The sequence below is a fragment of the Saccharothrix hoggarensis genome, assembly GCF_042678885.1.
Classification (GTDB): domain Bacteria; phylum Actinomycetota; class Actinomycetes; order Mycobacteriales; family Pseudonocardiaceae; genus Actinosynnema; species Actinosynnema hoggarensis.
Map to the genome: position 1 here is coordinate 8,691 of NZ_JBHTLK010000180.1, position 6,321 is coordinate 15,011.

Annotated in this window: 7 protein-coding genes; all 7 read right to left on the reverse strand. The window is 72.4% G+C overall.

Going from position 1 to position 6,321, the window contains the following annotated elements; all coding sequences use genetic code 11:
* The coding region (locus ACFQ3T_RS26720) for a hypothetical protein (RefSeq protein ID WP_380727098.1) at positions 1–551 on the reverse strand (551 nt) is incomplete at its 3' end.
* A 3-nt stretch (positions 552–554) separates the two neighbouring features.
* Positions 555–713: a DUF6760 family protein gene (locus ACFQ3T_RS26725; RefSeq protein ID WP_202919099.1), complete on the reverse strand. Its 159-nt coding sequence runs from the start codon at positions 711–713 to the stop codon at positions 555–557.
* Positions 710–1,165 carry a hypothetical protein gene (locus tag ACFQ3T_RS26730; protein WP_380727100.1) on the reverse strand — a complete coding sequence of 152 codons (456 nt, stop codon included), beginning with the start codon at positions 1,163–1,165 and terminating at the stop codon, positions 710–712. Before ACFQ3T_RS26730 ends, ACFQ3T_RS26725 begins: the two co-directional genes overlap by 4 nt.
* Complete coding sequence (locus tag ACFQ3T_RS26735; protein ID WP_158849515.1) at positions 1,165–1,608, reverse strand: phage tail protein; 444 nt, start codon at positions 1,606–1,608, stop codon at positions 1,165–1,167. Before ACFQ3T_RS26735 ends, ACFQ3T_RS26730 begins: the two co-directional genes overlap by 1 nt.
* A gap of 47 nt (positions 1,609–1,655) precedes the next feature.
* Positions 1,656–3,167 (reverse strand): phage tail sheath family protein, encoded by a 1,512-nt coding sequence (locus tag ACFQ3T_RS26740; RefSeq protein WP_380727102.1) that lies wholly within the window; start codon positions 3,165–3,167, stop codon positions 1,656–1,658.
* Positions 3,168–3,360: 193 nt separating this feature from the next.
* Positions 3,361–5,022 (reverse strand): eCIS core domain-containing protein, encoded by a 1,662-nt coding sequence (locus ACFQ3T_RS26745; RefSeq protein WP_380727104.1) that lies wholly within the window; start codon positions 5,020–5,022, stop codon positions 3,361–3,363.
* Between the two features lie 40 nt (positions 5,023–5,062).
* A partial coding sequence (locus tag ACFQ3T_RS26750) for an ATP-binding protein (protein WP_380727106.1) occupies positions 5,063–6,321 on the reverse strand: 1,259 nt, incomplete at its 5' end.

A 6,321-nucleotide genomic window follows, 5' to 3' on the forward strand; every position in this document is an offset into this window, starting at 1 on the left:
CCCGACAACCCCGACGGCTCGGGCGAAGCCGGGTGCGCCGCCGCCCCCGACGCCACGGCCGTTCCTGGTGCCGTCCCCGATGCCTTCACCGACACCAAGGGTTCGGATCGTCCCGTCAGATCCGACGACGACCGTGATGACTCCGGCGGCTTCGGTCGCTGCGGCTGTGGTGCCGGCGAGGGCTGCGACGGGTCCGGCGTGCCGTCCGGTCCCGGCGTGTTCCGGTACCGCAGCGCGACGGTGAGAGATTCGCCGCCGTGCGCCTCGCTCGGGAACCCGGTGGGACGGGCCAGGCCGTGGATCACGCCGCCGGGCGCGTCCGCGGTCACGGAGTGGCCCATGGTCGTGCCGAACGTGTGGTCCTGCCACGACGTCAGGCCGTTGCGGAAGCGCAGGCCGTCGCTCACGGGCATCGCCGCGCGCTGGATCACGCCCTCCATCGGCGGTGCCGCGCGCCAGCCGCCGCTCGGGGCGGGACGGGGCGCGGCAGCGGCGGTCGCGGTCGCCGGCGGTTCCGGCTTGGCACGGCGGAAACGGGACCAGAAGCTCATGGGTCACCCCCCTTCGTTCACCCTCGTGTTGATGCGCGCGATCTCCCGCACCCAGCGCAAGCGCTCGTGGTGCTCCATGTCGAGGATCTCCTCGCGCGGCCAGTGGAAGTGGTAGGCCACGTACGCGACCTCTTCGTGCAGCCGGTCGGCCGCGTACGTCACGATTCCCCCAGGCGACCACCCGCCAGGTCGACCTCGAACGCGCTGCCGCACGACGGGCACGTCACGCCCGCCCTGGTGTGGCCCTCGCTGTTGATGCGGCGGTAGAAGTCCTGGAGGAACGCGATGTCGGTGGCGAACATGCGCTCCACGACGCCGACGTTCACCTCCTCGACGTCTCCCAGCTCGGTGATGACGGTGCTGAGCAGCAGCACGCTGAGGTAGCCGGGGTTCTCCTTGACGCGCAGGTCGATCTGCGGGCGGAGCTCGTCGCGCGCCGTGGCCAGGCGCATCCGGCCGTGCCGGTGCACCACGCCGTCCGCGTCGACGTACCCGCGCGGCAGCTCGAACTCGAACTCGGTGAGGGCCGCGGGCTCGCGAGGGGCCTCGGCTGCCCGTTTCGTCGGCTCGGCCAGCTCGTCCAACGAGTCGAGGCCGATCACCCGGCGGCGCATCAGTCCTCCAGGGTGATGTCTTCGAAGGTGATGGTCACCTTCTCGGTGGCCGCGCTGGACTCGCCCGCCTTGAGCGACGGGCCCTCCCACCGGCTGACCCAGCCGTTGACCAGGTTCAGCCGCCGCTCGGTCTCACCCTTGCTGTTCATGATCTCGATGGTGATGTTCTGCCGCGCGGACTCCACGTCGCCCTTGTTCAGGGTTTCCTTGAGCCACTTGGTGAACTCCTTGCTCTTGTCCATGCCGCGGGTGACGGTGATCTCGCCGCCCTTGCGCGCGCCGGGCTGCTTGCGCAGCAACGGCTTGCCCTGCGGGGTGACCTGCGAGATCTCCACCACGTCCTCTTCGACGGTGACCCCGCTGACCTCCTGGAGCGATTCGACGACGTACGCGCCGAGCTGGAGGCCGAAGATGTGGGTGGAGAGGGCGTCGCCTTCTGCCATGGCTGTTGCCGCCTTTCAACGATCAGGTGATCGGGTGGAGGGGGTGGTCACTCGCTGACGAGACTGGTGTTGTCGGAGAACTGCGACAGGCGGAAGACGACGAACTCGGCGGGCTTGACCGGCGCGACGCCGATCTCGCACACGACCTGGCCGAGGTCGATCGACTCGGGCGTGTTGTTGTCCCGGTCGCACTTGACGTAGAACGCCTCGGCCGGCGTGCGGCCGAACAAGGCCCCCTGGCGCCACTGCTCGGTGAGGAACGCGGTGATGTTGCGGCGGATGCCCGCCCACAGCCGGTCGTCGTTCGGCTCGAACACCACCCACTGGGTGCCGATGAGGATCGACTCCTCGAGGAAGTTGAACAGCCGCCGCACGTTCAGGTAGCGCCACGCCGGGTCGGACGACAGGGTGCGCGCGCCCCAGATCCGGATGCCGCGACCGGGGAACGACCGCAGGCAGTTCACGCCGACGGGGTTCAGCAGGTCCTGCTCGCTCTTGCTCAGCGCCGTCTCCAGGTCCACCGCGCCGCGGATGACCTCGTTGGCGGGGGCCTTGTGCACGCCGCGCTCGGCGTCGCTGCGCCCCCACACGCCGGCGACGTGCCCGGACGGTGGGACGAGCGCGTTGCGGCCGGTGGCCGGGTCGAACACCTTGATCCACGGGTAGTACAGCGTGGCGTAGCGGGAGTCGTGGTTGGCCTCCTCCATCCGCCACGTCCGCACGCGCTGCGGCGACAGCCCGGGCGGCGCGTCGAGCACGGCGACCCGGTCACCCATCCGCTCGCAGTGCGAGATCGCCGCCTGCTGCACGGTCTTCACGCCTTCGAGGTCGATCAGGCCCCGCTGGTACGCGCTCATCAGGTCGGGCACCGCGACCATGGTGACCTCGTCGACGTTCTCCAGGCCGCCGAAGCCGGTCCGGGCCTCCGGGTCGCCCACGTACTCCTGCGGGTCGACCTTCGCGGGACCGGGGGCGACCGGCGCGGGCAGGCCGACGGACTGCTTGTCCGGACGGGTCAGCGCGGCGCCGGACGCCTCCGTGACGGAGATCAGCTTCGAGCGCTCGGTGACGTGCGTGACGACGTAGTTCTTGAGGTTGCGGCGGGTCGAGACGTCGTAGGTCTCCACGACCCGGTCGCCCTGCCGGACCAGCAGCCGGAAGCGGTCGTCCGGCGGGTTCTCCCCTTCGGCGTCGGCGACCTCGACCGTGACGTCCGCGCCGGCGGAGGGCAGCGCGGCGATCCGCAGGCCGCCGAGCGCGGCGGGTTCGGGCGCGACCGGCTCCGTCGTCTGCGCCGCGCCGCCCACCCGGACCACGTACGCCGAGCCGCCGCCGTTGGCGAAGTAGCCGTAGACGGCGTGCGCGAGGTAGGCGCCCTCGATGAAGCCGCCGAAGTGCTGGACGTACTGGTTCCAGTTCGCCACCAGGGTCGGCTGGTGGAAGGGGCCCTGCTCGGCGAAGCCGACGAAGGCGGCCACCGCGGTGCCGACACCCTCGATCGGACGTGCCCCGGTCTGGACCTCCTCCACGTACACGCCGGGGGAGAGGTACTGCGGCATGGTCGCTCCTTGTCCTTGACGCTTCTTCCGCTCTGGCTCCACCAGCCTGCTGTGGATCACCGTGCGGGGGCAGGGCCGGCGGGCTCGGGCGGGGGCAGAGCCTTTGCCTGAACGGGCATCGCGGACGGGCGGCCGGTCGGCGCGCACGCCGAAGCGCCCCGGCACCAAGGGTGCCGGGGCGCGGTCGTGGTGATCAGGCTCGGGCCAGGTCCTTGGCGATGGTGATGCCCATGCGCCGGTACAGCTCGGCCAGCACGCGCCGGTACGCCTCGTCCGGCGTGAGGAGCTGCTGGCCCGCGGCGAGGAGGCGCGGGTTGATGAAGTCCGCCATGCCCTGCTTGGTCCGCGGCGTCGCGGGCAGGGTGAACGAGAGCGGTCCGCCACCGCCGTGGGTCTGGGCGTCACGGATCGGTGGCGCGCCACCGGCGTGCATGTACGCGCCGCCGCCGTAGTTGCTGTCCCTGCCGAAGTTGACGCCCGAGCTGAGGACGCCGACCGCCGCCCCGCCGGCCTCGGCCGGCGCGTACCTGATGGCGTCCGGCGAACCGGACAGCAGGTAGGTGAACTGGGTGTCGGGCTCGCGGTCGGTGTTCACCAGCCCGATGCCGCGGGAGGCGCCTGGCCGGAGACCTTCCCGGCTGATCGCCGGGAGCCTGCGGCGCTTGGTGAAGTGCGCGTGCACGTCCACGGTGGCGGGCAGCGGCGCGACGCCGGTGAACCTGGCTCGCAGCGCCGCCGTGTCGATGTCGTCGTCGGAGCTGTACTCGTCGGACGACGACGCCGGCGCGTTGCCGCCACTGCCGCCGATCGCCATCGCCGTCGCGGGCGCCGCCGCGGCCTCGGCTCGCTGTTGGCGCTCCTGCTCCTCCAGGTCCGCGATCTCCCGGAGTTCGCCCGTCATCAACCGGCGCAGCTCGCCGATGAGCCGCCTCTTGGCGCGGGTCTGGGCCGAGCTGAAGACGGACAGGGTCCGGGTCGCCTGGTTGCGTTCCCACTCCTCGATCGCGTTCGTCAGCCGGGTGAGCGTGTGACGGCGGCGGCCGACGTCCGAGGCCTTCAGGGTGGAGTAGTCCTGGGCCGCGCCGGCGATGGCGGGCCAGAACGACTGCGGGTTGCCGCTCGAATCCAGCCCCACGGCCTCGTTGACGGCCGGCTCCAGGCTCCAGACGGCCGGTGTGCGCTGCACGGCCGGAGCGCCGCCGTCCGAGTGCGCCCCGTGACCCGCGTGGCCCGCGTGGCCCCCGTGATCGGCGTGACCCGCGTGGTCTGCGTGACCCCCGTGATCGGTGTGTGCCGCCGGCGGGTCGTTCCGCAGGACACGGGTGGCGTTGGCCTCGGCCGCCTTCTCGAAGCGGTCCGACGGGTCGCTCCGGTGCAGGCCGTCGCCGTGGTCGGTGCCCGACACCGGGCCCTGGCGCTGCTGGATGACGTGGGTCAGCTCGTGCGCCCAGGTGTGCGGGTCGTTGCCGTCGCGACCGACGACGATGTGCTCGCCCGACGTGTACGCGCGTGCGCCGATCTCCTCCGTCGAACGGACCGCGGCGGCGTCGGAGTGCACCCGCACGGTGGAGAAGTCCGCGCCCAGGCGGGCCTCCATGTCGGTCCGCAAGCCGGTCGGGAGCGGCCGGCCGGGACGTCGCAGCACGTCGGGAACGGTCGACCGCTGCACGGTCGGCTCCTCCGACACCTGCTCCACCTGCCGTGCCAGGGCGACGAACCTGCTCGTCGCGGCGTTGCCGACCGCGCGTTGTGACTCCAGCACCTCGGCGTGGCCGTGCCCGACGTGCTCCGCCGCGGGAACGGGCCGGACGGGGTGCGCCTGGGCGTGTTCGGGTGGGTGGTCGTGTGCGTGCATTTCTTCCTCTCGTGCGTCGACCGGGTGATCGGTCGGCCGGTCACGGCTGCCGTGCCGCGAGCCACGGGCCGAACTCGTTCTCCAGCACGAGCCGGCCGAGCTTGCGGTACTCCTGCTGGATCGCCGCGACGATGTGGGACATGGCCACCGGGCGGTCAGCGGCGGCGGCCAGGTAGGCGGCGGTCACGGCGCACGCGCGGATGGAACCGCCGGCGAGGTCGAACCGCTCCGCGCAGAACGCCAGGTCGAGGTCGTCGGACCGGGGGACGGCGTCGCCGAGGCAGCGGTCCCACAACGCGTGGCGCTGCTCGGCGTCCGGCACCGGGAAGTCCGCGATGACGTCGATCCGGCGCGTGAACGCCTCGTCCACATTGGACCGCAGGTTGGTGGTCAGCACGGCGATCCCGTCGAACGACTCGATGCGCTGCAACAGGTAGGCCGACTCCATGTTGGCGTGCTTGTCGTGCGAGTCCTTGACCTCGGACCGCTTCCCGAACACCGCGTCGGCCTCGTCGAACAGCAGCACGCCGTGCACGCCCGCCGCCTCGGTGAAGATCCGCTCCAGGTTCTTCTCCGTCTCGCCGATGTACTTGTCCACCACCGACGACAGGTCGACCACGTACAGGTCCATGCCGACCTCGGCGGCGACCACCTCGGCCGACATGGTCTTGCCGGTGCCCGACTCGCCCGCGAACAACGCCACCACGCCACGTCCCCGACCGCCGCCGGGCCGCATCCGCCACTGCCCGAGCACCCGTTCCCGGTGCCGCACCCGCAGGACGAGCTCGTCGAGCTGCTTGCGGGTCGGACCGGGCAGCACGAGGTCGTCCCAGCCGACGGCGGGGTTGATGCGCCGCGCGAGCTTCTCCAGCCCGGCCCCGTTCTGCGCCCGCACGCCGGCGCGGACGTGCGCGAGGCCCACCGGGCGGTCCTCCAGCACGGCCAGCCGCGTCGCGACCGCCACGGCACGGGTCACCTCGTCGTTGCCCAGCCGGTACCCGGCGAGGTCGGCCACGAGCGCGCCGTCGACCTCGGCGCCGGAGGCGTCGGCCAACGCCTCCGCCCACCGCCGCGCCCGCTCGTCGGGGCCCGGCGCGGGCACCTCGACCGACACCACCGGCCGCGCCGACCAGTGCGGGTCCCAGTGCCGCCTGCCGTGCAGGACCAGCGGCACGTCGCCGACCAGCGCGGTCACGTCGCGCACCAGGCCGACGCGATCCGGCGCCGGCGGCTCCAGCGGTCCGAGCACGAGACCCGCCCCGCGCAGCCGCGCCTCCTGGACCGCCGCCGCGAGCGGTG